A 25,358-nucleotide genomic window follows, 5' to 3' on the forward strand; every position below is an offset into this window, starting at 1 on the left:
GAGCATATTTTATTTTATAGTAAAAATAAATGTATTTTTGAGTTGGATTTTATCTTGTATAGTCAATTAGTTAAGGGAAATTATACTTGCCAATTAGAAAAAAAGTTTGTATAATAACCAATTGTAACTGATTATATTATCTGGTACTAAAAGTTGGTGTGAAGGATGACACGTGAAAAAAAGCGAATAAGACAAAGTCTATTAATAGATTATGTGAAATCCAAACCCTTCTTTACGGATGAGGAATTGGCAAAACTTTTGAATGTTAGTATACAGACTATTAGGTTAGACCGTTTAGAGCTAGGTATACCAGAGCTTAGAGAGCGAGTAAAACAATTAGCTGAAGCTACGCAGAAAAAAGTTAAATCTATTAGTAGTAGTGAAGTTTCTGGGGAACTATTAGAATTAGAATTGGGAAAATCAGGCATTTCGCTAATGAATATCACTGAAGATATGGTTTTTGAAAAAACTAAAATAGCAAAAGGTGCATATATGTTTGCACAGGCAAATTCATTAGCATTAGCATTGATTGATGCTCCCATGGCGGTAACAGGTGTTGCTAATATAAAATATAAAGCTCCAGTTCGTGTTGGCGATAAATTAATCGCTAAAGCAGAGTTAAAACACAAACGAGGAAATAAATTCTTTGTTTGGGTGAAAATTAAAAATGTTACAGAAGAAGTTTTTAGAGCAAAATTTATTCTTGTTTCATTAGAAGATAATGGAGGATCCGAGGTATGAAAATTGCAGTAGATGCTATGGGCGGAGATTTTGCACCTAAAGAGATTGTAGCAGGTGCAATACTTGCAGCTAAACGCTATGATTGTGAAATTGTACTAGTCGGTGATCAAACTCAAATTCAAAAAGAGTTAGATAAAAATTATCCAGAATGGAGAAAAAGTACCATCTCCATTCATCATGCTAGTGATGTAGTGGGCATGGGTGAACACCCTGGAGTAGCAGTGCGTAGAAAAAAAGATTCTTCTATCGTTGTAGCTACTCGTTTAGTAAAAGAAGGCAAATGTGATGCTGTATTATCTGCAGGCAATACAGGTGCAGCAGCAGCATCAGCGTTATTTATTTTAGGCAGAATAAAGGGAATTGATAGACCTTCAATTGCTACACCTATACCTACAGGAAAAGGTAGCGTTACTTTATTGTTAGATTCAGGTGCAAATGTAGATTGTAAACCAAAACATCTTTGCCAAAGTGCATTGATGGGGTCAATCTATGCCAAGTGTATGCTAGGATTAGAAAATCCAGCTGTAGGTTTATTAAATATTGGTGAAGAAGCAACTAAAGGCAATGAACAGGCTCAAGCGACATATCCTATGTTAAAAAGCATGAAAACTATTAATTTCAAAGGAAATGCTGAAGGTCGAGATGTACCAACAGGCCAATTTGACGTGGTAGTTTGCGATGGATTTGTAGGAAATGTTGTTTTAAAATTTGCTGAAGGTTTAGCAAAAACTTTAGTTAGTTTAGCTAAAGAAGCCATAAATAAGGGTGGTATATTAGCTAAATTAGGAGCATTAATGTTAATGCCTGCCTTAAAAAAATTAGGAAAAGATATAGATGTTTCTGAATATGGTGGAGCTCCTTTACTAGGAGTAAATGGTTGTTGTATAATATCTCATGGTAGTTCTAATGCAAAAGCTATTTGTAGCGCTATTAGACAGGCCAGTGAATTTGTACAAAAAGATGTAATAACTCAAATTCGAGACAATATAGACAAGGAGGAGATTTGGAGCCATGACACTGAAGTTAAATAGTGCAGGCATTATTGGAATAGGATACCATGTTCCAGAAAAAATCCTCACTAATGCAGATATTGAAAAATTAGTAGATACTAATGACGAATGGATAACAGAACGTACAGGTATCAAAGAAAGACGTATTTCTGCAAAAGATGAGCCAACATCAGAATTAGCGTATAAAGCTGCTATTAAAGCTTTAGAAGATGCGAAAGTATCTGCTGAAGAATTAGATATGATAATAGTAGCGACAATCTCTGCCGATTGTAATACCCCATCAACAGCATGTATTTTGCAAGAAAAATTGGGAGCTAAAAATGCAGCAGCTTTTGATTTATCTGCGGCATGTTCTGGTTTTGTTTATGGGTCTGCAATTGCAACACAGTTTATTGAAACTGGTGTTTATAAAAAAGTATTAGTTGTAGGTGCTGAAACATTATCTAAATTTGTAAATTGGCACGACAGAAATACTTGTATCATCTTTGCTGATGGAGCAGGTGCTGCTGTATTTGGTGAAGTTGAACAAGGTTATGGTATGTTATCTTTTGATTTGGGTGCTGATGGAAGTGGCGCTACCACTATTGAAATTCCAGGTGGGGGAAGTAAACATCCAGCAGACCAAGAATCTATAGATAATCATATGCATTGCTTGCATATGAATGGAAAAGAAACATTCCGCTTTGCTGTAAAAGCTATGGGCTCTACAGTAATGAAATCTTTAGAACGTGCTGGATTGCAAAAAGAAGATATTGATTATTTAATTCCGCATCAGGCAAATATTCGTATTATTGAATCTGCAGCAAAACGTTTGCATTTACCAATGGATAAAGTATTTGTAAATATAGAAAAATATGGTAATGCATCAGCGGCATCTATTCCAATTGCAATGGCTGAAGCTTATCAATCTGGAAAATTGAAAAAAGGCGAAATCATAGCTCTTTCTGGTTTTGGTGCAGGTCTTACATGGGCATCTTGCATTATGAAATGGGCTAAGGAGGACTAAACAATGTTCGAAAATAATCCTATCTGTAAATTATTAAATATTAAATATCCAATTTTTCAAGGTGGTATGGCTTGGCTTGGTACAGCTGAATTAGCAGCTGCAGTGTCTAATGCTGGTGGTCTTGGAATAATTGGTGCTGGACATATGCCTCCTGATCTTTTAAGAGCTGAAATTCAAAAAGTAAAACAATGGACAGACAAACCATTTGGTGTAAATATCATGCTTATGTCTCCATTTGTTAAAGAAGTTATTCAAGTAGTGCTTGATGAACGTGTACCAGTTGTAACAACAGGGGCAGGAAATCCTGGTGAATATATACCTGCATTTAAAGAAATTGGTACTAAAGTAATACCAGTTGTTGCATCTGTCGCACTTGCAAAACGTTTAGCTCGCACTGGTGTTGATGCACTTATTGCCGAAGGAACAGAAAGTGGCGGACATGTAGGAGAAATCACTACAATGACACTTGTACCTCAAGTTGTAGATGCAGTAGATATCCCAGTTATTGCAGCTGGTGGTATAGCTGACGCTCGTGGCATGATGGCAGCATTTGCTCTTGGTGCTCAGGGCGTACAAATGGGTTCAAGATTTGTAGTTTCTAGTGAATGTATCGCTCACGAAAATTATAAAAAATTAGTTTTACGTGCAAAAGACCGTTCTACTGTTGTAACAGGTCGTTCTACAGGGCACCCTGTACGCGTTATAGCTAATAAATTAACTCGTAAATTTGATGAATTAGAAAAAGCAAATGCACCAGTTGAAGAAATTGAAAAATTAGGTGCAGGTGGATTAAATCTTGCAGCAAGAAAAGGCGATGTAGAAATGGGTTCTGTAATGATTGGACAGATTGCAGGTATGTTAAACGAAATAAAACCTGTTCAAGAAATTATAGATGATATCGTAAATAATCTTGCTAAAGTGATGGAAAACACACAAAACATTTGCAAATAAATAATAAATTTATAAAAATAATGGCGAAAGGGTGATTACTAAATGAGTAAACTCGCGTTTTTATTTCCAGGACAAGGTTCTCAAGTAGTGGGAATGGGTAAAGATTTTTATGACAAATATGATATTGCGAAAAAGTTATTTAAAGAAGCTGATGAAGCACTTGGTTATTCCATCATGGACATGTGCTTTAACGGACCAGCAGAAGATTTAAAACTTACAGCAAATACTCAACCTGCTATTTTGACTATGAGCGTTATTTGTAACGAATTATTAAAAGAAAACGGAATTGCTCCAGAAATCGTAGGCGGTCATAGTTTAGGTGAATACTCTGCACTTGTAGCAGCAGGCTCTTTAAAATTTGCAGATGCAGTATATCTCGTTCATAAACGTGGTATGTACATGCAAGAAGCTGTTCCTGTTGGTGAAGGCGGAATGGCAGCTGTAATTGGTCTTGATCGTGATAAAATTGTAGAAATTTGTGAAGAAGTAAGTGCAAGCACTGCTTTAGTACAGGCTGTAAACTTCAACTGCCCAGGTCAGATTGTAATTGCAGGTACTGCTAAAGGTGTAGAAAAAGCTAGTGAAGAAATGACAAAAGCTGGTGCAAAAAAATGTGTTATTTTACCAGTTAGTGCACCATTCCATAGTAAATTAATGGAACCTGCAGCTGAAAAACTTGCTGTAGAACTTGATAAAGTTGTTGTATCTGATGCTACTATTCCAGTAGTAACAAATGTTACAGCTGAAGCTTTAACAAAAGCAGAAGATATCAAAGTAAGTCTTGTAAAACAAGCTTCAAGCCCTGTAAAATGGGAAGATTGTATCGCAACAATGAAAGATTTTTGTGCTGATACTTATGTTGAAGTAGGTCCAGGTAAAGTTTTATGTGGATTTAATAAACGTATTGACCGTAAATTGAAATCTTTAAACGTAGAAAATATAGAATCTCTTGAAAAAACTCTTGACTATTTCAAGGAGGTTCGATAATATGCTTTTAGATGGTAAGGTTGCGTTAGTAACAGGAGCATCTCGTGGAATTGGTCGTGCAGTTGCTATTGAACTTGCAAAAGAAGGTGCTACTGTAGCTATCAATTATGCAGGAAATGTGGCTGCTGCTGAAGAAGTAAAGAATATAATTACTGATATGGGCGGCAAAGCTATGATTGTTCAAGCTGACGTTAGTGATGAACAGGCTGCTAGTGAAATGGTAGAAAAAGTAATAGCTGAATTTGGACAGATTGATATTTTAGTAAATAATGCGGGTATAACTCGTGATGGTTTATTCATTCGTATGAAATCTCAGGATTGGAATGCTGTTATTAATACAAATTTAACAGGTATTTTTAACTGTACAAAAGTAGCGGCAAAATATATGATGAAAAAACGTTCTGGAAAAATTATCAATATGACTTCTGTTTCTGGTATAATGGGAAATATAGGTCAGACAAATTATTCTGCTGCTAAAGCTGGTGTAATTGGTTTTACAAAATCTTTAGCTCGTGAAATGGCTAGTCGTGGTATTACCGTTAACGCTGTAGCTCCTGGTTTTATTGCTACTGATATGACAGCAGCTATGCCAGAAAAAGCACAGGCTCAAGTAGTGGGCTCTATTCCGCTTGGCAAAATGGGTCAGCCAGAAGATATTGCAAATGCAGTAGTATTTTTGGCATCTGATAAGGCTTCATATATTACAGGACAGGTTGTCAATGTAGATGGCGGTATGGTAATGTAATAATGAATAAATAAAAGGTTATTCTGAGGAGGAGGTGACGAGGAATGGCTACTTTTGATAAAGTAAGAGATATCGTTGTTGATCAGTTAGGCGTTGAAGCTGATGAAGTTAATATCGATTCTACTTTCATCGACGATTTAGGTGCAGATTCTCTTGACATTGTTGAATTAATCATGGCTTTCGAAGAAGAATTCGGTATTGAAATTCCTGACGAAGCTGCTGAAAAAATTAAAACAGTTCAGGACGTTGTATCCTATATAGACCAAAATAAATAATTTTAGCGTTTCCTTAGAAAAGTCCCGTGGTTACTCCACGGGACTTTCTAAAGATAATAGAAGAAAAGCGGATTGGAGGAGTTATTTTTGAAACTTCCTGAATTGAAAATTGGCAATAAAATTGCAAAAGTACCTATTATTCAGGGGGGCATGGCTGTTAGATTATCAACGGCAAGACTTGCAGCTGCTGTCGCTAATGAAGGCGGCATTGGTTTGATTGCTGCATCTGGTATGCCTACTGATGAATTAAGGTATGAAATTCGCTTGGCGCGATCTTTAACGTCTGGAATTATTGGTATTAACATCATGGTTGCAGCTAGAGGTTTTAGTGAAATTGTAAAAACTGCTATCGAAGAAGGTATTGACCTTGTAGTAGCTGGTGCAGGATTTTCCCGCGATATGTTTGGTCTTGGACAAGAATCTGGTACACCAATCGTACCGATTGTTTCATCTGTTAAATTAGCGAAAATATCCCAACGTCTTGGCGCTGCTGCTATTGTGGTTGAAGGAAAAGAAGCTGGCGGACATTTAGGAACTAGTACATCTATACGTGAATTAATTCCTGATATCGCAAAAGCTGTGGATATTCCTGTTGTTGCAGCAGGCGGAGTGCTTTCCGGTCAAGACATTGTTGATCTTATAAAGATGGGCGCAAGTGGTGTACAAATGGGTTCACGCTTTGCTGCCAGTGAAGAATCCAATGCAGCTCCGGCTTTAAAAAGATTTTATTTAAAATCTAAACCGGACGACATTGTAGTTATACACAGCCCAGTAGGTCTTCCAGGACGTGCTGTAAGAAATCCATTTGCAGATAAAATAATGGTAGGCCCAGTTCCTCCAAAAGGATGTAAAGCATGTTTAAAGAGCTGTAAACATAATTTCTGTATAATTGATTCATTGATTCGTGCAGAACAGGGAGACGTAGAAAATGGTCTGGTATTTACAGGCGAATATATACACAGAATCAAAGAAATATTGCCAGTTAGAGAGATAATTTCTAGAATAAAATCGGAAGTTGCGGCAATAGATTAAATGAGAGGTGTTTGTTTTGACAAATAGAGTAGTTATTACTGGTTTAGGAGCAATTTCCCCTATTGGTATTGGTAAAGATGCTTTTTGGCAAGGTCTTCTTGCAGGTAAAAGCGGTATAGATAAAATTACACATTTTGACGCTAGTGATTTTAAAGCTCAGATTGCAGCAGAAGTAAAAGATTTTAATGCTGCTGATTTTATCGATAGAAAAGAAGCAAAACGCATGGATAGATATACTCAATTTGCTATTGCAGCAACTAAACTTGCGTTTGAAGATGCAAATATGGATTTATCTAAAGAAGATAAAGAACGTATTGGCGTATTTATTGGTAGTGGTATTGGTGGTATTGAAACATTACATGATCAATACAATACTATATTCACTAAAGGTCCAGGTCGTGTAAGTCCTTTCTGCGTGCCTATGATGATTAGCAATATGGCAGCAGGCATGACTTCTATTACATTTGGTCTTCAAGGTCCTAGCGTTTGCCCTGTAACAGCTTGTGCAACTGGTACAAATGCTATTGGTGATGCTATGCGTGTTATTCAACGCGGTGAAGCAGATGTAATGGTTGCTGGTGGTACAGAAGCTTGTATTTCTCCACTTCCAGTAGCAGGTTTTGCTTCCATGAAAGCTCTTTGCACAGACATGAACGACAATCCACAAAAAGCTTCTCGTCCATTTGATAAAAATCGTAGTGGTTTTATCATGGGTGAAGGTGCTGGTATTGTTATTTTAGAAAGCTATGAACATGCAGTAGCTCGTGGTGCTGAAATTTATGCTGAGCTCGCAGGTTATGCTTCAACTTCTGATGCTTATCATATGACTAGCCCAGATCCAGAAGCAAAACAGTCTGCTCGTTGTTTCACAAATGTAGTAAAAGATGCAGGTCTTGAATTAACAGATATTGATTATATCAATGCTCATGGTACATCTACTCCATTGAATGAAAGAACTGAAACAGCAGCTATTAAACGTGCTTTTGGTGATCATGCGTATAAATTATCTATCAGCTCTATTAAATCCATGATAGGACACCTTCTCGGTGCTGCTGGTGGTATTGAATGTATCGCTACAGCTTTAGCTGTTAAAAATGATATTATGCCTGCTACAATCAACTATGAAACTCCAGATGAAGAATTAGATTTGGATTATGTACCAAATGTTGCTAGAGAAAGAGTTATCAATGCAGCTATTTCTGATTCTTTAGGTTTTGGCGGTCATAATGCAGCTATTTTATTGAAAAAACTTAAGTAAATCAGGTTTTATAAATGAATTTATCAGAAAAACGCAAACAAAAATTAGGAGAATTAGTCGTTAGATTAGGTGTCAAGTTCAATGATTTAAATTTATTAAATCAAGCTTTGACACATACCTCGTATGCTAATGAGGCTAAAGACCATAGTCTTCATAATGAGCGTTTGGAGTTTTTAGGTGATGCTGTTTTAGAATTAGCTTCTAGCACATATTTATTTAAAACTTTTACGCAAATGCCTGAAGGTGAAATGACAAAAGCTCGTGCCTCTGTTGTTTGTGAGACAAGTTTAGCGAAACTTGCTATGAATTTAAATGTTGGGCAATATTTGTTATTGGGTAAGGGCGAACGCTTAACTGGTGGAGAACATAGACCATCAATTTTAGCAGATGCTTTTGAGTCAATTATTGGAGCTATTTATTTAGACCAAGGTTGGCAGACTGCCTACGAATATGTGCTTGATAAATTAAATGAAGAATTTATTGCTGTAAAATATGGATATAATTTAAAAGATTATAAGACTATTTTGCAAGAAGTAGTGCAGGCAAAAGGACAACATGTTGAGTACAAATTATTGGCAGAAACAGGTCCAGACCATGCAAAAACTTTTGAATTTGCTGTAGTTATTGATAAAAAAATTGATGGCAAAGGAAAAGGCACTACTAAAAAAGAAGCTGAACAACATGCAGCTTATGAAGCATTAAAAAAATATGGTATAGAGAAATAAAAAAAGGTTAAGACAGATGATGAGATATACTCATTTGTCTTAACCTTTTTTACTTGATGGTAAATATATGGTAAATATTTTATTTTGAAGAAGATGAAAAATTTTTTTCAATTTTAGATAATAATTCTAATAATAAAATATTTTCTTCTTTAGTTAAGCTTTTTTCTACATCAGAAATTACAGAAATATCCACTTCATTTAAAGTATCAATAAGCTCGATACCTTTATTTGTTGTAGATAAAAAAAATGCTCTTTTATCGTTAGGGTTGGAAGCTCTCTTAATTAATTCTTTTTGTTCTAATTTGTCGACAAGAACTTTTACATTATTAGGGTCTTTTTGGATAATATCAGCTAATTTTTTCTGAGATATATTTTTATTGATGTGAATTTGATTTAATACTACCCATTGCTCTGGAGTAATATTATATGGGGAAAATTTATGTGTCAAATTTTGATGAATTTTTCTAGCTATGGTACAAATTGTATATCCTAAAGATTTTTCGAGAAACATTAAAATAACACCTCAAGTTTTAAATATATTTTATTGTAACATAAAATATAAAGGTGAAGATAGATAAAGGAGTCTAAGATATTTAGACTCCTTTTTTATATTTAGATATTTATTTTATAGAATTAGCGATGGCTCTATCTATTTCTAATGATAAGTTATTGAGATAATTATCAATGCCTTTTTGACCTAGATAAAATGGATTATTTTCTATGAAAGTAGAATTTACTACATTATTTAATTTAGCATAACCGTTATCAGCGAATAAATGAGCAGTAGTTTCAACAACTACATTATTATCTTGACAATATTGAGAAAAATGTTCTAGGGAAGATTTATATTGGACTTTGTTTTCCATAGATTTAGGAATACCTGTGCCACCCCATTGAGCAGCCATATAAGTTTTACCTTGAGTTTTTACAGGAAAGATAAAAGAAACACAACCAGGAGAATGACCAGGAGTGGATACGACAGTAACAGTAGTATCACCTAAGGTAATTTGTTGTCCGTCTGTTAAAAATTCATCTACAGTACATTTTGGTGAACGAGAACCATTTACTCCATCAAAAGTATTATTCATATAATAAAAATCAGTGTTGCTCATAAAGATTTTAGCATTATATTTATCTTTTAAATATTGTGCTCCACCATAGTGGTCACCGTGACCATGAGATATTAAGATATATTTTAAATTTAATCCTAATTTTTTCATGCCATCAATGATTAATTGGGTGTCGTTATTATCCCACATTGAATCTATGAGTATGATTCCATCAGAAGTTTGTAATGCCCAAGCTACAACGCTTTTTGTACCTATACAATAAAGATTATCAAAAACTTTTGTAGGAGTTAGAGGAGTATTATCAAATAATTCACTAGGTAAATTAGGTGGTGGGGCTGTTTGCGATTTATCTTGTGCATAAGCAACATTAGATAATAAAATACAACAGCAAAAGAGTGTAAATAAAATATTTTTTGCTTTGGCAATATAATACATAAAAAATCTTCTTTTATAATAGTACGTATACGTATAAAATTATATTAGTATGTATACGTATTATTGTCAAATAATAATTTTATTTATTTAATAATTTTATTGACATTATTAGTTTAAATATGATAGAATTTCAAGATGTAAGCCTTAAGAAATTAAGGTTTCCCAACCGCACAAAAAGGTTTATAAATAGTCTTTGACTAACCGTAATTGGCGAGTATTAATTAAGGTAGGTGTAATTGAATGTACGCTATTTTCCAGACAGGCGGAAAACAGTATCGTGTTTCCGAAGGTGACGTTATCACTGTTGAAAAAATCGCAGCTAATGAAGGCGATGTTGTAACTTTTGATCAGGTTTTAACTGTTGTTAATGATGCAGATGTTAAAGTTGGTACTCCAGTTGTTGAAGGTGCTAAAATCACTGCAAAAGTTGAAAAACAAGATAAAGCTAGAAAAATCTTAGTTTTCAAATACAAAGCTAAATCCAACTATCGTCGTCGTCAGGGTCATCGTCAGCCTTTCACTAAATTAACTATTGAAAAAATCGAAGCATAATGATAAAAATATCTGTAATGCGTCAAGATGATGATAAAGTCATCGGTCTTTTAGTAGAAGGACATGCAGGAGCAGGCGCATATGGTCAAGATATTGTATGTGCTGGGATTTCTGCATTGGCTCAGTCAGTTATTTTAGGTTTGGCAAAACATTTACATCGTGAAATAAATTATGATGTAAAGCCCGGATATTTAAGTGTGGCTCTGAAAGATAAAGCTGATGATTTAACAGAAGCTGTCTTTGCTGTAGCTGTACTTGGTTTTGCGGAAATAGAGAAATCTAATCCAAAAAACGTTTCTGTTCTAAATATCAGGAGGTGAATTTGAATGTTCAATTTTGATTTACAGCTTTTCGCTCATAAAAAAGGTGTTAGTAGTACTCGTAACGGTCGTGATAGCGAATCTAAACGTCTTGGCGTTAAAGAACATGCTGGTACTATCGTTACTGCAGGTAGCATTTTAGTTCGTCAGAGAGGTACTCATTTCCATCCAGGTGCTAACGTAGGCATCGGTAAAGATGATACTTTATTCGCTAAAATTGCTGGTCGTGTTGCTTTCGAACGTAAAGGTCGTTACAACCGTCAAATCAGTGTATATGCTGAATAATTAAGAAATAAAGTCGTAGCCTTTTATTATAAAGGGTTACGGCTTTTTTGTTTTTATAAGCGTACTAAAAACGTACTATTATATTCAAGTTTATATATTTTGATGTAATTGTTGTAGTTTTTCAGCTAATTCATTTTGTTTATTTGGATATAAATGAGAATAGGTTTTTAAAGTTGTTTCAATTTTTTCATGTCCTAGACGTTCAGCAATCATCAATGGCGAATAACCTTGTTCAATCAATAGTGAAGCGTGGGAATGTCTAAAATCATGAATGCGAATAGTTTTTAATCCTACTAATTTAATATAATGTTTAAGCTTATTAAATAAAACAGTTGGCGAAACTTCAAATAATAAATCATGTGATGTAATAAAATCTTTTTGAATATAATTTTTTACAATATCAACTAAAAATTTTGGTAGTGTGATAGTACGTTTACTCTTTTCAGTTTTTGGTGTGGTTATCATTGGCTTGTAGTTTTGAATATAAACCATATTTCTAGTTATGTGTAATAGATTATTTTCAAAATCAAAATCACAAGGGCGAAGGGCTAACAGCTCGCCACGTCGTATACCAGTCCAAAATAAAATATTAAATATAGTGTAATATGGTTCATCAGTATTAACTTTTTTTATAAATTGATTAAATTCGTCTAGTGTAAAAAAGTTTAACTCTTGACCTTTTTTCGAACCTATTGGGTCGCAAAGTTTAACAGGGTTTTTCGGCAAATTATAATATCTAACTGCAAAATTAAATATACAAGATATTTGAGTATTGATAGCCCTTAAATACTGATTAGCTTTAGAATTGGTATCATCTTTAATAGTACCATTGTCTAATATTGGTTGGTGTGATTTTATTTATGGCGGTATCTTTAAAATAAGGCAATACATATTTTTCAATGATAGTCGTTTTGGTGTATAAAGTAGATGCTTTTATTCTTGATTTACAATCATCTAAGTATATAGCTACTAGCGAGCTAAATTTCATGTCGCAAGTTCCCGCCATACGTTCGAGAAATTCACGCTCAAAGGCTTGGGCTTCTCGTTTAGTGGTAAAGCCTTCTTTCTTCTTTTTCTTGCGTGTACCAGTCCAATCAGTATAATAAAAAGTCGTGAACCATGTTCCACGTTGTTCGTTTTTGTAAACAGGCATAAAAAAAATCATTCCTTTCAAGCTAAAAAATCGTATACTTAATAAGCCTACCATTTACCAGCTTTAAAAAGAATGATATAATTTAGTTGCTCATAAATTTTCAGTCTAGTTAAAAACTGGAATGGTAAGAAGTAGCCTCTTGTTATGTTGGTAGCATAGCGAGGGGCTATTTTTTTATCTAGTTTTAATTTAGATTTTTTTTACATGGTCTTGTAGCCATTGTGTTAGTTCTTCACAACTCATTTTACTGGAAGCAATATCAATGATGATATTTTCTAATTCAATACTTTCATAATCCAATAAAATATCATTGATGTATAAATAGACTAGCATACTGTGGATAGCAGTTCGTTTATTACCGTCATTGAATGGGTGATTTTTAGTCAATCCATAACAAAGTCTAGAAGCTTTATCAAATATTGTTGGATATAAATCTTGACCTGCAAAACTTTGAAATGGTGAATTTACTGCTGATTGAAGTAAATTCATATCATGGATACCGCTTTCCATTCTATATCTATCAGTAAGTTGCTGATGAAAGTCTAAGATATCATCAAGTAAAATATTTATAATTTGTTTTTCTGTATTCATTTATTTGCTAAATCCTTATATAATTGGTCATTAATTTCCATAAAATAAGCTGAAGCTTCTTTCATTTTTTTTGCTAGTTCAGGACTATTTTTACTTGTGATAATTTTAATCTTAGCATCTGGTACTGGTTTGTTTGTAATATTTTCCATATAAACTCACCTCAATTCAATAAATTAATTGTCATTACAATAAAGTTATTTACTTTGCTTTACGCTGATGAAACGCTATAACAAAATATTTTGCATTATTACCGCCATAAGTTTTTATATTGTGGCGGTTTTAGTTTAACTGGTCGAATTCGACTAGTTTAAAAGGGTAAACTTAATAAACTGCCAATACTTTATCAAATCATGACAAAATATGAGCCGTTTTAAGCCGTTTTCTTTTATTAGTACTTATGATTGTACCTGTGGTTATATTATGACCTTCACAGTGTAATACCATAATCAATAATTCAAATTCAAAATATCGCCCCAATATCTTTATTGGTGGCGGTTTTTTTATTTAACTGACCAGGTATTCATAAAATCAAATACATATTTTAATAATCAATTGCCCGAGCAAAGCAATCAATTATTTGATGCATAAATAGGTACTTGCCCGATGTATCTATTTATTTTTTGACATATCATATTCATTATTTAGTTTTAATAATTGTTTATCTATACCTAAAAATTTGCTAAGTTCGTTTTGAATATTTAACATTTTTTGTATTTCTTTATTTTTTTCATCTATTGATAAATTAGTTTTATCAAAACAAATATCATCTATTCTACGGTCAGTTAAAATAATAATATTTAATATATAAGATGAGAATAAACTTTTTTGGAAAATATTTTTTTTCTTGTCTTCCATTGTTTTATTTAACGCATTTATCGTTGAAACAATATGAGATTTATTAAGAGAAAAATTATAATTAAGTTCTAAAAACGAACAATAGATATTTTTTTCATCAATATTATTTATTACAACTCGTAAATTTTTTAATTCATTAGGATTTAATAAATCGTTAATTTCCTTTTTTAGTCGTTCATCTTCATCTGCTGGCGTTCGTCCTAGTAAATCATCTAGCGATACATTTAATAAATCAGCTATTTTTATTAGCATTTCTAGTTTTGGTTCTCTTTTTTGATTTTCATAAGCTGTATAAGTGTTGTATGGAACATCTAAAGCGTCAGCAAATTCCTTTGCTGTTGCATATCCCGCTCGTTCCCTATAAATTCTTAGGTTTTTATCTAAATTCATTATATTAACCTCCTCATCATAATATAATTATAATCCCTATTTTGTATTAAATCAATATATTTTTATAATACATTTTAGGGATTTACTTTAAATAATTAATGATTTATCATGATACATATAAGGGATAAAATCGATATTTATTCCCTAATAAGTATGAAGAAGGTGGAAGATGTGAAACTAGATAAAAGCAAATTAGAATTAGCTATGGCAGATAAATGTTATTCAAAAACTAGACTTGTAGCTAATGCAGGTATCTGCTATTCAAGTTTAATCAAGTTACTCAATGGCAGAATGAAATTAACGCCCCAAACACTAGGAAAAATAGCCAAAACGTTAGAGGTTAAACCAAAAGATTTATTAAAAGATGAGGACTAACCGCCAAAAAAGCAAATAAAAAAGCCCCTAGAATATCTAGGAGCTATCGAAAGGAAGTTAAAAACATGGATAATCAAAATAATTTGGTTCATATGTTCAAAAATCAAGTTGTTGTATCTAGTGTACAACTTGCAGAGCATTTTGACAAACGTCATTGTGATATTTTACGTTTACTCAACGCACTTCTGCGTTCAGCTAATAAGCAAAGGCTTTCTAAGCACTTTTTTAAGTCGAATTATAAAGATGAAACAGGCAAAAATAACACTATGTATCTAATGGATAGGGACGGATTTAGCCTGCTTGTCATGAGTTTTAAGGGTGAAAAAGCTTTAAAGTGGAAGTTAGATTTTATTGATGCCTTCAATGCTATGGAGCAAGAAATAAGAAACAATGAACATAAATTAAATACTGATTTAAAAGATAAACTATATAATACATCAATCAAGCTTGAAAAGGTAAAAATACTTCATAATAGACTTTTTGAAGAAAGTACGAACCAATCAGCGTTATTAAATGAAAAACGAGCTGAATTATTAAGATATAAAGCTTTTAGAGATTTAATAATAGCTAAACAGCTAGAAAATGACTCCGCTGGATTATCATATGACGACGTTGATGAAATCGACAATAGAATTTTCGGCGAGATAGATTAAAACTTATTAAATTATCATTCAGTGAAGTAATAGAAATTCTAAAATAAAGAAGTGATTAAATAAATGTTTTATGTACAAAACGGTATTGTAATTGATATGGCGGACTTTTTCCCATTTAATAAACATTCTATTGATGAGAAATTCCAAAGACTTCAATAAAGGATAGAAAGAGCTAAGATACTTAGAGCAAAATATAATAAAAAGAAACAAGATACCCGCCAAAAATATTCAGATTGGTGCTGACAGGATTTTTATTGAACTCTAGGAGAGTTTCTATACATGGATAATCTAATAACGATTAAAATCAAAGCTACGAGTTTTGACAGGCTCATAGATGAATTAAAGAGCTTAAAAGATATGTATTTAGACTTTAGCAATAATACAGATAATATTATAACTGGCTCATCTTTTCATATTATTGTCAAAGATTTAGAAACTTTAATAGCTAAATATGAATATAAAAAAAGCCCCTCGCACTAAGACAAGGAGCATAAAAAAATTAAAAGCAAGTAAATTTTATCATGAAAGGACTGAATTGAAAATATGGAAACTGTAAAAAGTCGATTTATAACTGCCAAAGAGATTGCTGAAGACTGCAATATATCTATTTCAAAGGCTTATGAACTTATTAGAGAAATGAATAAGGAAGTAGAAGCAATGGGCAAAATCACGCTAAAAGGCAAGATAAACCGCCATTTCTACGAGAAAAAAATAAATCCTACTGATTGATATAGCATAAAAAAATAGCCCCGTTATTGGGGCTATAAATTTATTCTGTAGTAGCTGATGAAACGCTACAACAAAACAAGGAGATGACACAATGAACAATAAATCAATACCGCCAATCTATGAAAATTTTACACAGTTAAACAATGGAGAAATTCCACAGTTTGACTATATAAAAATATATCATTCATTCTTGAAATTGAAAGCAAATGAATTAATATTGTTTTCTCTATTATATCAGGAATGCGAAGCAGATGCAGTATATAAAAAAGGATTAAATTATCTTTATAAACGGACTAATACAACTAAGCATACAGTTTTACGTTGTTTAAGTGTTCTCATTGATAGAAATTTGATTACAAAGAAGCAAGGCACGAACAGAAATCCTAGCGAATACCATATAAATTATCAAGTTTTACAGCAATATATAGACCAGTAGACAGGGGGCAGGCACAATGGCGGGTGATGCAAAAGCTAACATTAACGAAAATATTAAAAAAGCTAATATAGATTATTTAAAGTCAACAACTTTTATTAAATATTATTTGCCTTTCTTCAAATTAGGTTTAAATGCTGATGAACTTCATACATTAAACCTAATATTTAGTTTTGAAGCAGATAATAAAATATATATAGGTAGTTCAAAATATTTATGCGATATGTTAAATTACTCAAAACCTCGAGCTTTAAGAATTTTAAAAAGTTTAACCGATAAGGGTTATTTAAAAAAAGAAGCTAGCAACGGTCGAATTAATAGCATATATAAAATAAATCATATGTTCTTATATCAGCAAATTAAAAACAATGAAAATTATTCACAGTTAGCTGATAATAAACAGTTACAAAATGTTACGGTTAACAGTAATAAAATGTTACGGTTAAATAATTCTAACAGTAACGAAACGTTACCGATACAGTTACAAAATGTTACGGTTAACAGTAACGATTTATTACCCAATAAGAATATATATAAGAATAATAATAAGAATATATATGCTCATTTAGAAAATGAGCAAGTATATAATCACGAAGATGATAAACAAAAAGAAGATGATAACCATTCTTCTAATATCATAAAGCAGGATACTAAGAATAAGGCTATCAAAAAACAGAATAAAGAACTAAATGAGTTGCAGGAAAAACAGTTTGATAAGTTTTGGCAAGCATACCCGAAAAAGGTAAGCAAGAAAGAAGCTCAAAAGTCATGGAATAAAATCAATCCTTCTTTAGAGTTATTCGAGAAAATACTCAAGGCTTTAGAAATAGTCAAACAAACTGGACAATGGAATACAGACAATGGAAAATTTATTCCTTATCCTGCAACGTGGTTAAATCAAGAGCGGTGGACTGATGAAATAAAGATGATGCAGGATATTAAACCAGTGATTGAGCCAAAATTGAAAATAAAACCAGTTTATGAAAATATGTTGGAGAATGATTTTTAAAAAATGGCAAACGTTTTATAAACTGAAATATATCTGACAGTTCGAGATAAAGCCACCATGAATATTTTGTCATGTTTTCGATTGATGATATATGTATCAGATAAAAAAGGCTCAAAAAAGATTATAAGCAATAATAATAAAAATAAAGGTCGTGAAAAATTTGAATGATAAAATACCAATTAATATTGAAGCAGAACAAGCCGTATTAGGTGCAATTTTAATATCAAAAGATACATCAATGGCTATTGATGAAATAAATCTAAAAGTAGATGATTTCTACAGATCTAGTCATAGGATTATTTATAGAGCAATGTTAATGCTATTTAAAGCCAATAAGCCTATAGATAATTTAACTGTTATCGAATATCTAAATAAAACGAATGAACTCGAAAAAGCTGGCGGTATTGCATGCATAACAAGCTTAGTAAACTGTGTACCTTCAGCAAGCAATATAAAATATTATGCTGATATGGTAAAAGATACCGCCATAAGAAGGAAATATATTCAAGCGGGAGAGCAGATAAAAAACATAGCTTATAATGCTGAAAATATAGATAGTACAGTAAGTAAAACAGAGAAATTAATATTTGATATTTCAAAAGAAAATGTCTATAAGGGCGATATTATTGAACCTACTGATTTAATGATTGAATGTATGCAAGAAATAGAATATCAATATGAACATAATAAAAATGGTGTATCGGGTATTGATACGGGTTATGTAGATTTAAATAAAATCACTGGCGGATTTCAAAATTCAGATTTTATTATCATAGGTGCAAGACCAGCAATGGGGAAAACAGCTCTTGTCTTAAGCATGGCTAGTAAGATTGCAAAGAAAAATATACCTGTAGCGGTGTTTTCTTTGGAAATGTCAAAAGCCCAACTCGGTAAAAGGCTAATTAGCGGGGCAAGTTGCGTTAATTCGCAAAAAATATCTACTGGTCGCTTAGATGAAAACGAATGGCAAAGAGTTATAAAAGCTACTGATATATTATCTAAAAGACCAATCTATATTGAAGATAGTGCAGAGATTAATATTTTGCAGTTGCGAAGTAAAGCAAGGCAATTAAAAAGACAAAAGGATATAAAACTTATTATCATAGACTATTTACAATTATTAGCATCTGAAAGAAAAAGAGATAATAAAGTTCAAGAAGTGTCTGATATATCAAGACAGTTAAAGATTTTAGCCAAAGAATTAAATATTCCAGTGATTGCCTTAGCTCAATTAAGTCGAAGCGTAGAAGCTAGACAAGATAAAAGACCTATGTTATCGGATTTAAGGGAGTCAGGCTCAATTGAACAAGATGCGGATATAGTCATGTTCTTATATCGTGATGAATATTATAATGCTAATACAAATAATAAAAATTTAGCTGAATTGATAATATCTAAACATAGAAACGGCTCAACGGGCAAAGTAAATTTATATTATCATCATGATTATTGTTTTTTTGATGATTGTATTATGGATATTTAAAAATTGGCATAATATCACTAATAAAATAAGATTAGAGGGTTTATATAAATGACTGATGTAATAATTTTTCACACTGATGAACAAGGTAATAAAACAGCTTGTATAATGTCAAATAGTAATACAGCTTTTGATGATTTATTTGAATTTATAAAAGATGATAATTTTAAAATGATTAAAACCAAATTGAATGAAAAAGCATATAAAGCGTTTATTAGCCAACATTGTGAAAATTAGTTGATGAGGATATAAAAATGATAAATGTAGCAATTTTTAACGATAACGGAAAAGAAAAAGAATTAATCTTATTAGGTGTAAAAGGTAGAAATGTATTTGATGATATAGAACAATTTAAAAATCAAAATTATAAAGTCAAAATTAGTACAGTAAGTAAAGAGTCTTTAAAAGCATTTCTAAAAGCAAATATATAATATAAAACGAAGGGCATTAGCTCGCTATATATGGCGGTGCTAGTGCCTTTTTATTTGTCTATGTATAATAATATCATTGAGGTGATTTTTATGACTAATATAGACCAGCTAGATAAAATCTTACAGAGTCTTAGTACAGAATTACAAAAGAACAAGGAAATAGAAGATTTAAAACAAATAGATGATAAATTTATGGAAAATGTTATATTAGATTTAAATAGTGAATTAAGTAAAATGTAGGGCTTTTATTAATCTTAAAGATAGGAGCGTTTATAATGAATATAGCTAAAAAATATCTTGAACAGGCATATATTGGATATCATAGAATAATATGTTATGACTTAATGATAAAGGGCATACAAGAGGATTTATCTAAGTTTAACAATGATAAAATTATTATACCTAGATTAAAAGCTGAACTAATAAGCTATGAAAAACAAAGAAGATATTGGCTAAATAAAAGAATAGAATTAAAACAGTTTATTATAAATTTAAATATTAAAGATAAAATAAAACAAGTTCTAATACTTAGATTTATTGAGTTAAAGAAAAGACGTGAAATAAGTGATATATTACATTATTCATTATCATATATTGATAGATTATTAAAACGAGGCTTATTTTTTATTGATGAAAAACTAAAATCTAGTAGTCAAAAAGTTGTCATTTAGTTGTCAGTTTTAACAATAAAAGGTTGCAAAAAGATTACAACTAAAACTATTGAAAATAAGACGTTTTTTATAATTTGATAGTCTAGAAAAACCTAGAATAATGAACATATAAACAGATTTATTGGCGGTCAAATAATGATATGAAATGTACCCCAAAGGTGCATCTTAAACAAAACAAAAAATGTCCAAAACAAAACGAAAAAGGTCCCAAAAAGGTACTGAAACAAAACAACCTAAAACGAATATGAAAAACCGCCATAAGCCTTGATAATAAAAGGTTTATATGTATTGGAAAAGGTTCAAAAATTATATAAAAAGGTTTAAAAAAATGATACGAAACAAAACGAAAATTGAACCTTTTTTTCAACTCTAATTAAGGCTTTAAAAGATATGTAAAAATTATATAAGCGTTCATCAGAGTGAGTCTATTTTATAGATATTACAAAAGCTAGTAATTTTATAAAATGGTCATGAGGAATATTATAAAAATAGGTGATTTTGTAATAACTAAGAATATCGCCAAAGATGATGACTATTTCTGTAAAATAAAAAAAGCTGGTGCAGTCATTTAAAACTACATCAGCTTTTAAGATAATGAGATTATTTATAGTATATATCGTATCATTTTAACTTTGGTATCAATCAATGAAAAATTTAAATTAATGGTGGCTCAATATTACTATGTTAATTGATGATGCACATATTTTACCAGCTAATTTTTTATAAAATCTTAATAACTACTGTGATTACTAACTTTATAGATTTATAACCAATATTTGCCATTTGCTGGTAAATCTTTTTAAAGTCTTGCAATATTAATAGTTTATAACTATAATGTAATTAATAAATCCTAATAACATTAGGGATAAATATCAACAGGTGCTGTACGAAAACAATTTTTTAGAAAATCCATTTAGAGAATACATATTAGATAAATATCAACAGGTGCTGTACGAAAACGCAGGAATATTTTCTTTTATTCTTTGTAAAATACCAGATAAATATCAACAGGTGCTGTACGAAAACTTAGGTGTTCATGCTTCTAATCCTATGCACCAATTGATAAATATCAACAGGTGCTGTACGAAAACGCCATTAATCATTACCACCTTAATATCACTATTATTGGATAAATATCAACAGGTGCTGTACGAAAACGTAAGTTCACCGCCACCTATTACAAAACCGATAACGGATAAATATCAACAGGTGCTGTACGAAAACCACTTTTTAAATATATGCAAGTGTTTTTTTTATTAGATAAATATCAACAGGTGCTGTACGAAAACCTACAATACTTTACACGACTATTATTAGTGATAAATGATAAATATCAACAGGTGCTGTACGAATACCCTATACAATCATAATCTTCATTGGCACATACCCATGATAAATATCAACAGATACTGTATAAAGAAAATTGAATATGTATTATTTGGAGTATGGCGGTTATTAATAAAAATACCGCCATATTTTGATATATAACTATTAGTCAAAACTAATTGATATCTTGTTATATTCATATATGGCGGTTAAAATTAACGTACTGAAAACGTACTATTATAAAAAGAACAGAAAAAAATAGAAATATTTAAATATAAAATAGCCTATATTATATAGGAAGGAAAAAGATAAAAATAAGGTGAAATTTGATTAAAAATATATGCTGAATAATTAAGAAATAAAGTCGTAGCCTTTTATTAAAAGGTTGCGGCTTTTTGTTTTACAATGATAAAATTTATTAGATATTTTATTTTACATTATTGGCGAAGTTTAAATAAAATAAATATTATTTTATCCTTATTATAATAATTTATTAAGCTATAAAGATAGAATAATCAGCATAAAAAGTTGTTTTATTAGTAAAAAACATGTAAATATGTAAACTTTTTTCTTGACTATGTAATAGATAAGTTGTACAATGAATACACTATCAATTAGGGAGATGTAATTATGGTTAAATTTGTTGAAACAAAAACATTAAAAGAAAAAGTTGATGTTTCCACTATTGGTTTTGGAACACATTTTACAGATTATATGTTTGAAATGACTTATGATGAAGGTCAAGGCTGGCATGATGCTCAGATTGTACCTTACGAAGAAATAAAAGTTAGCCCAGCAAATGCAACACTTCATTATGGTCAGGCTATTTTTGAAGGTATGAAAGCTTTCCGTCAGGGAAAAGATGTAGTTATTTTCCGTACTAAAGACCATTTAAATCGTTTAAATAATTCAGCTCGTATTCTTGATATTCCACCAATTGATGTTGATTTAGTATATGATGCTCTTCATCAATTAATCACTATTGAAAAAGATTGGGTACCAAATAAAAAAGGTCAGAGCCTTTATATTCGTCCATTCATCTTTGCAGATGATCCATTCTTAGGTGTTAGCGTATCTAAAAGATATAAATTCTATATCATTCTTTCTCCAGTAGCTGCTTACTATGCACATGGATTTGCTCCAGTAAAAATCATGGTAGAAGATACATATGTTCGTGCAACAAAAGGTGGTTTAGGTGAAGCAAAAACTCCAGCTAACTATGCAGCAAGCCTCCATGCAGGTCTTGAAGCTCACAAAAATGGTTATGACCAAGTATTGTGGTTAGATGGCGTACATCGTAAATACATCGGTGAAGTTGGTTCTATGAACATTTTATTCAAAATTGATGGTAAAATCGTAACTCCTGCTTTAGATGGTACTATTTTAAATGGTATTACAAGAAGAACTGTTCTTGCTGTAGCTAAAGAATGGGGCATAGAAGTAGAAGAACGTCCTATTACTATTGATGAATTAGTAGAAGACTACGAAAATGGTAAATTAGAAGAAGTATTCGGTTCTGGTACAGCAGCTGTAATTTCCCCTGTTGGTGTACTCGGCTATAAAGATAAAGTAATGACTATCAATGATGGCAAAATTGGACCATTTGCTCAAAAAATGTTCAATTATATCACAGGACTTCAAAGCGGTGAAGAAAAAGATATTCATGGCTTCATTGATAAAGTAACAACTGTAGACTAATTTTCTTAAAGATATAAAATATAAAAAAGCTCTCGAGAGATTATTTTTTTCGGGGGCTTTTTTGTTTTAAATTTGTCATATAATACTTTAGTTGAAAGCTTTTTTGAGAAAATGTTATAATAATCATAATAAAAACTTTGTAATATAAGTATATTTTTGCTAAAATATATATATTTGAAACTAACAGAGATTAAAGGAGGGTTTTTAGTGCCTGTAAAAATAACTATGGAGGATTTAAAGCAAAAGTTAGCGGGTCCTCAATATAAATTAACTCCTCAAAGAAAAATAGTATTGCAGATTTTTTTAGATAGACCTAGCCAGCACTTAAGCGCTGAAGATGTGCATTTTATTTTAAAAGAACAAAAATGCGAAATTGGTTTAGCTACAGTATATCGTAGTTTAGAATTATTGAGCGACTTAAATATTTTAAACTATCTCGATTTTGGCGATGGTTGTCGTCGTTATGAATTAAATGATGCAAGTCCTAATGAACATCAACATCATCATTTAATTTGTGTAGAATGTGGCAAAGTATTAGAATTCACAGATGACCTTTTAGGTAATCTTGAAGAAAAAATAGAAGATACATGCAAATTTAAAATTGTAGACCATCAGTTAAAATTCTTTGGTTATTGTGAAGATTGTCAGAAAAAGCGTGAATTGAAATCGTGAAAATAAAAACATTTTATTTAAATAGTACAAAAGAAATTATTGTAAAAATAGTAAAAGAGATTTTAGTATTATTTAAAGTAGAAATAAATGATGCAAATGATACTATTTTCGATTACGATGAATTGAAAATAGAAAATATATATGATGATGTGGCTTTAAATGGTGTAAAAACAGTCTTGACTTTGCGTAAAGATGAAAAATTATGGACTTATACAAGACAAAGCTTTTTACATGATGATGAAAGTGTAAAAGCAGGGACTAATCGTTTAATTAAATTAAATTTATATCATATCTTTTGCGAAGATTTACAAGCTAAAAAAGCTCCTTGGGGAATACTTCATGGAGTTAGACCAACAAAAATCGTACACCGTTTAATGGAGCAAGGATTAGACCGTCAAGGTGTGATAGGACGTTTACAAGATGATTATGAGGTACAAATAGATAAAGCAAATCTAATCACAGATATTGCTTATTTACAATTACCTTTTTTAGCAAAGGCAAATGACCCAAAACTTATCAGTGTTTATGTAGGAATTCCATTTTGCCCATCACGTTGTTTATATTGTTCTTTTCCTTCAAGTATATTGCCAAGTAGCGAGATGACTCGCAAATATTTGCAGACTTTAAATTATGAAATTACTAAAATTAAAGCTTTAATAGAACAATATGATTTTAAAGTACAAAGTATTTATGTAGGTGGAGGCACTCCTACAAGTTTAAATGAAAATGATTTTGATGATTTATTATCTTTAGTGGCTAAATCATTTAAAGGCGATTATGTTGAAGAGTTCACTGTGGAAGCAGGCAGACCTGATTCTTTAAGTCTTGAAAAAGCAAAATCCATAGTAAAATATGGTGCAGATAGAGTTAGTGTAAATCCACAGACAATGCAAGATAGAACATTATCTTTAATTGGCAGAAAACATACTTCAGCAGATATTTTGCGTGCATTTAAACAAGTGCGTCAAGCTGGTATAAAGCATGTGAATACTGATTTAATCATTGGACTTCCTGGAGAAGATATAAAAGATGCTAAAGATACGATTAATAAAGTAATTGATTTAGCTCCAGATGATATAACTTTGCATGCTTTGGCACTAAAAAAAGGTTCAGAATTAAAGCTTATAAGAGATAATATTGTTTTGCCTGATGATGAAACGGTTCAAGCTATGGCTAAGATAATGACAACTGCTATTGATGAATATGGTTTAATTCCATATTATATTTATCGTCAAGGATATATGAGTGGTCAATTAGAAAATGTAGGTTATAGCAAAAAGGGTCAAGAAGGCATTTATAATATTCAAATAATGGGTGAACGTCAGACTATTTTAGGTGTTGGCGGTGCAGCAACTAGTAAGATTACTTATCCAGGTAAGAGATTACAAACATCATTTAATGCAAAAGATTTATATACTTATTTAAATAGTATAGATAAATATATTGAACGCCGAGCAATGCTTTTAAAAGAAGCTTATGGCGATTAAAAATATGTAGAGG

Annotated in this window: 34 protein-coding genes and 1 CRISPR repeat array; of the genes, 27 read left to right on the plus strand and 7 right to left on the minus strand. The window is 31.4% G+C overall.

The features are described from left to right. The first annotated feature begins 165 nt into the window (after positions 1-165). From fapR to rnc, 10 genes are all read left to right on the plus strand, one after another. Complete coding sequence (gene fapR / locus GXM21_RS03075; RefSeq protein ID WP_008538625.1) at positions 166-741, plus strand: transcription factor FapR; 576 nt, start codon at positions 166-168, stop codon at positions 739-741. Continuing rightward, positions 738-1,772, plus strand: coding sequence for a phosphate acyltransferase PlsX (gene plsX / locus GXM21_RS03080; protein ID WP_008538624.1), 1,035 nt, complete (start codon positions 738-740; stop codon positions 1,770-1,772). The genes fapR and plsX overlap by 4 nt, the downstream gene beginning before the upstream one ends. Beyond that, positions 1,753-2,757, plus strand: coding sequence for a beta-ketoacyl-ACP synthase III (locus GXM21_RS03085; protein WP_008538623.1), 1,005 nt, complete (start codon positions 1,753-1,755; stop codon positions 2,755-2,757). Before plsX ends, GXM21_RS03085 begins: the two co-directional genes overlap by 20 nt. A 3-nt stretch (positions 2,758-2,760) precedes the next feature. Continuing rightward, positions 2,761-3,708 (plus strand): enoyl-[acyl-carrier-protein] reductase FabK, encoded by a 948-nt coding sequence (gene fabK / locus GXM21_RS03090; RefSeq protein ID WP_008538622.1) that lies wholly within the window; start codon positions 2,761-2,763, stop codon positions 3,706-3,708. A gap of 42 nt (positions 3,709-3,750) precedes the next feature. Then, positions 3,751-4,695 (plus strand): ACP S-malonyltransferase, encoded by a 945-nt coding sequence (gene fabD / locus GXM21_RS03095; RefSeq protein WP_008538621.1) that lies wholly within the window; start codon positions 3,751-3,753, stop codon positions 4,693-4,695. A 1-nt stretch (position 4,696) separates the two neighbouring features. Further along, positions 4,697-5,440: a 3-oxoacyl-[acyl-carrier-protein] reductase gene (gene fabG / locus GXM21_RS03100; RefSeq protein ID WP_008538620.1), complete on the plus strand. Its 744-nt coding sequence runs from the start codon at positions 4,697-4,699 to the stop codon at positions 5,438-5,440. A 44-nt stretch (positions 5,441-5,484) separates the two neighbouring features. Next, entirely contained in the window at positions 5,485-5,715 is a 231-nt protein-coding gene (locus GXM21_RS03105) for an acyl carrier protein (protein ID WP_008538619.1), read from the plus strand. A gap of 87 nt (positions 5,716-5,802) precedes the next feature. Beyond that, positions 5,803-6,747, plus strand: a complete 945-nt coding sequence (locus tag GXM21_RS03110) for an NAD(P)H-dependent flavin oxidoreductase (RefSeq protein ID WP_008538618.1) — start codon at positions 5,803-5,805, stop codon at positions 6,745-6,747. A gap of 16 nt (positions 6,748-6,763) precedes the next feature. Further along, entirely contained in the window at positions 6,764-8,005 is a 1,242-nt protein-coding gene (fabF, locus tag GXM21_RS03115; RefSeq protein ID WP_008538617.1) for a beta-ketoacyl-ACP synthase II, read from the plus strand. Positions 8,006-8,019: 14 nt separating this feature from the next. Continuing rightward, the gene (gene rnc / locus GXM21_RS03120) at positions 8,020-8,730 is read left to right on the plus strand and encodes a ribonuclease III (protein ID WP_008538615.1); all 711 of its coding nucleotides are present in this window, start codon (positions 8,020-8,022) and stop codon (positions 8,728-8,730) included. A 79-nt stretch (positions 8,731-8,809) separates the two neighbouring features. Here rnc and GXM21_RS03125 read toward each other — a convergent pair whose 3' ends face one another. Then, positions 8,810-9,241 (minus strand): MarR family winged helix-turn-helix transcriptional regulator, encoded by a 432-nt coding sequence (locus tag GXM21_RS03125; protein WP_008538614.1) that lies wholly within the window; start codon positions 9,239-9,241, stop codon positions 8,810-8,812. A 109-nt stretch (positions 9,242-9,350) separates the two neighbouring features. Next, a complete protein-coding gene (locus GXM21_RS03130) occupies positions 9,351-10,235 on the minus strand; it encodes an MBL fold metallo-hydrolase (protein WP_008538613.1) in 885 nt (294 codons plus the stop codon). Positions 10,236-10,475: 240 nt separating this feature from the next. Between GXM21_RS03130 and rplU the strand changes: the two genes are divergently transcribed. Genes rplU through rpmA form a run of 3 tightly spaced genes read left to right on the plus strand, consistent with a single transcriptional unit; the run spans position 10,476 to position 11,392 of the window. After that, positions 10,476-10,787 carry a 50S ribosomal protein L21 gene (gene rplU / locus GXM21_RS03135; RefSeq protein ID WP_008538612.1) on the plus strand — a complete coding sequence of 104 codons (312 nt, stop codon included), beginning with the start codon at positions 10,476-10,478 and terminating at the stop codon, positions 10,785-10,787. Then, on the plus strand, positions 10,787-11,107 hold the full coding sequence (locus GXM21_RS03140) for a ribosomal-processing cysteine protease Prp (RefSeq protein WP_008538611.1): 321 nt from the start codon (positions 10,787-10,789) through the stop codon (positions 11,105-11,107). Before rplU ends, GXM21_RS03140 begins: the two co-directional genes overlap by 1 nt. A 6-nt stretch (positions 11,108-11,113) precedes the next feature. Then, positions 11,114-11,392 carry a 50S ribosomal protein L27 gene (gene rpmA, locus GXM21_RS03145; RefSeq protein ID WP_008538610.1) on the plus strand — a complete coding sequence of 93 codons (279 nt, stop codon included), beginning with the start codon at positions 11,114-11,116 and terminating at the stop codon, positions 11,390-11,392. A gap of 90 nt (positions 11,393-11,482) precedes the next feature. On the opposite strand, the gene GXM21_RS12880 is transcribed toward rpmA, so the two are convergent. The 5 genes from GXM21_RS12880 to GXM21_RS03160 all read right to left on the minus strand — a co-directional run bounded on the left by GXM21_RS12880 (position 11,483) and on the right by GXM21_RS03160 (position 14,381). Beyond that, the gene (locus GXM21_RS12880; RefSeq protein ID WP_008538609.1) at positions 11,483-12,118 is read right to left on the minus strand and encodes a site-specific integrase; all 636 of its coding nucleotides are present in this window, start codon (positions 12,116-12,118) and stop codon (positions 11,483-11,485) included. Between the two features lie 91 nt (positions 12,119-12,209). After that, positions 12,210-12,545: a tyrosine-type recombinase/integrase gene (locus GXM21_RS12885; RefSeq protein WP_008538608.1), complete on the minus strand. Its 336-nt coding sequence runs from the start codon at positions 12,543-12,545 to the stop codon at positions 12,210-12,212. Between the two features lie 189 nt (positions 12,546-12,734). Continuing rightward, the gene (locus tag GXM21_RS03155) at positions 12,735-13,136 is read right to left on the minus strand and encodes a type II toxin-antitoxin system death-on-curing family toxin (RefSeq protein WP_008538607.1); all 402 of its coding nucleotides are present in this window, start codon (positions 13,134-13,136) and stop codon (positions 12,735-12,737) included. Next, positions 13,133-13,285, minus strand: a complete 153-nt coding sequence (locus tag GXM21_RS12820; protein WP_008538605.1) for a hypothetical protein — start codon at positions 13,283-13,285, stop codon at positions 13,133-13,135. Before GXM21_RS12820 ends, GXM21_RS03155 begins: the two co-directional genes overlap by 4 nt. A gap of 460 nt (positions 13,286-13,745) precedes the next feature. After that, positions 13,746-14,381 carry a helix-turn-helix domain-containing protein gene (locus tag GXM21_RS03160; protein ID WP_163604671.1) on the minus strand — a complete coding sequence of 212 codons (636 nt, stop codon included), beginning with the start codon at positions 14,379-14,381 and terminating at the stop codon, positions 13,746-13,748. 171 nt (positions 14,382-14,552) lie between these two features. Here GXM21_RS03160 and GXM21_RS03165 point away from each other — a divergent pair, with 171 nt between their 5' ends. The 14 genes from GXM21_RS03165 to hemZ all read left to right on the plus strand — a co-directional run bounded on the left by GXM21_RS03165 (position 14,553) and on the right by hemZ (position 25,345). Next, the gene (locus tag GXM21_RS03165) at positions 14,553-14,756 is read left to right on the plus strand and encodes a helix-turn-helix domain-containing protein (protein WP_008538602.1); all 204 of its coding nucleotides are present in this window, start codon (positions 14,553-14,555) and stop codon (positions 14,754-14,756) included. A 65-nt stretch (positions 14,757-14,821) separates the two neighbouring features. Next, positions 14,822-15,409 (plus strand): Rha family transcriptional regulator, encoded by a 588-nt coding sequence (locus GXM21_RS03170; RefSeq protein ID WP_008538601.1) that lies wholly within the window; start codon positions 14,822-14,824, stop codon positions 15,407-15,409. Positions 15,410-15,688: 279 nt separating this feature from the next. After that, on the plus strand, positions 15,689-15,889 hold the full coding sequence (locus GXM21_RS03175; protein ID WP_008538600.1) for a hypothetical protein: 201 nt from the start codon (positions 15,689-15,691) through the stop codon (positions 15,887-15,889). Positions 15,890-15,952: 63 nt separating this feature from the next. Continuing rightward, complete coding sequence (locus GXM21_RS03180; RefSeq protein ID WP_008538599.1) at positions 15,953-16,138, plus strand: hypothetical protein; 186 nt, start codon at positions 15,953-15,955, stop codon at positions 16,136-16,138. Positions 16,139-16,229: 91 nt separating this feature from the next. Next, on the plus strand, positions 16,230-16,574 hold the full coding sequence (locus GXM21_RS03185; protein WP_008538598.1) for a hypothetical protein: 345 nt from the start codon (positions 16,230-16,232) through the stop codon (positions 16,572-16,574). Positions 16,575-16,590: 16 nt separating this feature from the next. Next, on the plus strand, positions 16,591-17,580 hold the full coding sequence (locus tag GXM21_RS03190; RefSeq protein WP_008538596.1) for a MarR family transcriptional regulator: 990 nt from the start codon (positions 16,591-16,593) through the stop codon (positions 17,578-17,580). A 151-nt stretch (positions 17,581-17,731) separates the two neighbouring features. Continuing rightward, the gene (gene dnaB / locus GXM21_RS03195; RefSeq protein WP_208854422.1) at positions 17,732-19,063 is read left to right on the plus strand and encodes a replicative DNA helicase; all 1,332 of its coding nucleotides are present in this window, start codon (positions 17,732-17,734) and stop codon (positions 19,061-19,063) included. A gap of 48 nt (positions 19,064-19,111) precedes the next feature. Continuing rightward, complete coding sequence (locus GXM21_RS03200) at positions 19,112-19,297, plus strand: hypothetical protein (protein WP_008538594.1); 186 nt, start codon at positions 19,112-19,114, stop codon at positions 19,295-19,297. A gap of 17 nt (positions 19,298-19,314) precedes the next feature. Further along, positions 19,315-19,491 (plus strand): hypothetical protein, encoded by a 177-nt coding sequence (locus tag GXM21_RS03205; protein WP_008538593.1) that lies wholly within the window; start codon positions 19,315-19,317, stop codon positions 19,489-19,491. 90 nt (positions 19,492-19,581) lie between these two features. Further along, on the plus strand, positions 19,582-19,731 hold the full coding sequence (locus GXM21_RS03210) for a hypothetical protein (RefSeq protein ID WP_008538592.1): 150 nt from the start codon (positions 19,582-19,584) through the stop codon (positions 19,729-19,731). A gap of 35 nt (positions 19,732-19,766) precedes the next feature. After that, positions 19,767-20,162 (plus strand): hypothetical protein, encoded by a 396-nt coding sequence (locus tag GXM21_RS03215; protein ID WP_008538591.1) that lies wholly within the window; start codon positions 19,767-19,769, stop codon positions 20,160-20,162. 864 nt (positions 20,163-21,026) lie between these two features. Next, a CRISPR array of direct repeats spans positions 21,027-21,583; the repeat unit is 30 nt; unit sequence GATAAATATCAACAGGTGCTGTACGAAAAC. Positions 21,584-22,118: 535 nt separating this feature from the next. Next, positions 22,119-23,186, plus strand: coding sequence for a branched-chain amino acid aminotransferase (locus GXM21_RS03220; protein ID WP_008538590.1), 1,068 nt, complete (start codon positions 22,119-22,121; stop codon positions 23,184-23,186). Positions 23,187-23,393: 207 nt separating this feature from the next. Next, the gene (locus GXM21_RS03225) at positions 23,394-23,858 is read left to right on the plus strand and encodes a Fur family transcriptional regulator (protein WP_008538589.1); all 465 of its coding nucleotides are present in this window, start codon (positions 23,394-23,396) and stop codon (positions 23,856-23,858) included. Next, the gene (hemZ, locus tag GXM21_RS03230) at positions 23,855-25,345 is read left to right on the plus strand and encodes a coproporphyrinogen dehydrogenase HemZ (RefSeq protein ID WP_008538587.1); all 1,491 of its coding nucleotides are present in this window, start codon (positions 23,855-23,857) and stop codon (positions 25,343-25,345) included. Before GXM21_RS03225 ends, hemZ begins: the two co-directional genes overlap by 4 nt. Positions 25,346-25,358: the final 13 nt, after the last annotated feature.

It is taken from the genome of Megamonas funiformis (assembly GCF_010669225.1).
Lineage (GTDB): Bacteria > Bacillota > Negativicutes > Selenomonadales > Selenomonadaceae > Megamonas > Megamonas funiformis.

Bases quoted from the DNA above. Each gene is read 5' to 3' on its own strand.
- GXM21_RS03140 (WP_008538611.1), top strand. From the start codon at position 10,787: ATGATAAAAATATCTGTAATGCGTCAAGATGATGATAAAGTCATCGGT.
- GXM21_RS03175 (WP_008538600.1), top strand. From the start codon at position 15,689: ATGGATAATCTAATAACGATTAAAATCAAAGCTACGAGTTTTGACAGG.
- rplU (WP_008538612.1), top strand. From the start codon at position 10,476: ATGTACGCTATTTTCCAGACAGGCGGAAAACAGTATCGTGTTTCCGAA.
- GXM21_RS03205 (WP_008538593.1), top strand. From the start codon at position 19,315: ATGATAAATGTAGCAATTTTTAACGATAACGGAAAAGAAAAAGAATTA.
- GXM21_RS03155 (WP_008538607.1), bottom strand. From the start codon at position 13,136: ATGAATACAGAAAAACAAATTATAAATATTTTACTTGATGATATCTTA.
- GXM21_RS03170 (WP_008538601.1), top strand. From the start codon at position 14,822: ATGGATAATCAAAATAATTTGGTTCATATGTTCAAAAATCAAGTTGTT.
- GXM21_RS03190 (WP_008538596.1), top strand. From the start codon at position 16,591: ATGGCGGGTGATGCAAAAGCTAACATTAACGAAAATATTAAAAAAGCT.
- plsX (WP_008538624.1), top strand. From the start codon at position 738: ATGAAAATTGCAGTAGATGCTATGGGCGGAGATTTTGCACCTAAAGAG.
- GXM21_RS03220 (WP_008538590.1), top strand. From the start codon at position 22,119: ATGGTTAAATTTGTTGAAACAAAAACATTAAAAGAAAAAGTTGATGTT.
- GXM21_RS03160 (WP_163604671.1), bottom strand. From the start codon at position 14,381: ATGAATTTAGATAAAAACCTAAGAATTTATAGGGAACGAGCGGGATAT.
- rnc (WP_008538615.1), top strand. From the start codon at position 8,020: ATGAATTTATCAGAAAAACGCAAACAAAAATTAGGAGAATTAGTCGTT.
- GXM21_RS03185 (WP_008538598.1), top strand. From the start codon at position 16,230: ATGAACAATAAATCAATACCGCCAATCTATGAAAATTTTACACAGTTA.
- fabK (WP_008538622.1), top strand. From the start codon at position 2,761: ATGTTCGAAAATAATCCTATCTGTAAATTATTAAATATTAAATATCCA.
- GXM21_RS12885 (WP_008538608.1), bottom strand. From the start codon at position 12,545: ATGCCTGTTTACAAAAACGAACAACGTGGAACATGGTTCACGACTTTT.
- GXM21_RS12820 (WP_008538605.1), bottom strand. From the start codon at position 13,285: ATGGAAAATATTACAAACAAACCAGTACCAGATGCTAAGATTAAAATT.
- fabG (WP_008538620.1), top strand. From the start codon at position 4,697: ATGCTTTTAGATGGTAAGGTTGCGTTAGTAACAGGAGCATCTCGTGGA.
- GXM21_RS03105 (WP_008538619.1), top strand. From the start codon at position 5,485: ATGGCTACTTTTGATAAAGTAAGAGATATCGTTGTTGATCAGTTAGGC.
- GXM21_RS03130 (WP_008538613.1), bottom strand. From the start codon at position 10,235: ATGTATTATATTGCCAAAGCAAAAAATATTTTATTTACACTCTTTTGC.
- rpmA (WP_008538610.1), top strand. From the start codon at position 11,114: ATGTTCAATTTTGATTTACAGCTTTTCGCTCATAAAAAAGGTGTTAGT.
- GXM21_RS03200 (WP_008538594.1), top strand. From the start codon at position 19,112: ATGACTGATGTAATAATTTTTCACACTGATGAACAAGGTAATAAAACA.
- fabD (WP_008538621.1), top strand. From the start codon at position 3,751: ATGAGTAAACTCGCGTTTTTATTTCCAGGACAAGGTTCTCAAGTAGTG.
- GXM21_RS03125 (WP_008538614.1), bottom strand. From the start codon at position 9,241: ATGTTTCTCGAAAAATCTTTAGGATATACAATTTGTACCATAGCTAGA.
- fapR (WP_008538625.1), top strand. From the start codon at position 166: ATGACACGTGAAAAAAAGCGAATAAGACAAAGTCTATTAATAGATTAT.
- GXM21_RS03215 (WP_008538591.1), top strand. From the start codon at position 19,767: ATGAATATAGCTAAAAAATATCTTGAACAGGCATATATTGGATATCAT.
- GXM21_RS03180 (WP_008538599.1), top strand. From the start codon at position 15,953: ATGGAAACTGTAAAAAGTCGATTTATAACTGCCAAAGAGATTGCTGAA.
- GXM21_RS03210 (WP_008538592.1), top strand. From the start codon at position 19,582: ATGACTAATATAGACCAGCTAGATAAAATCTTACAGAGTCTTAGTACA.
- GXM21_RS03085 (WP_008538623.1), top strand. From the start codon at position 1,753: ATGACACTGAAGTTAAATAGTGCAGGCATTATTGGAATAGGATACCAT.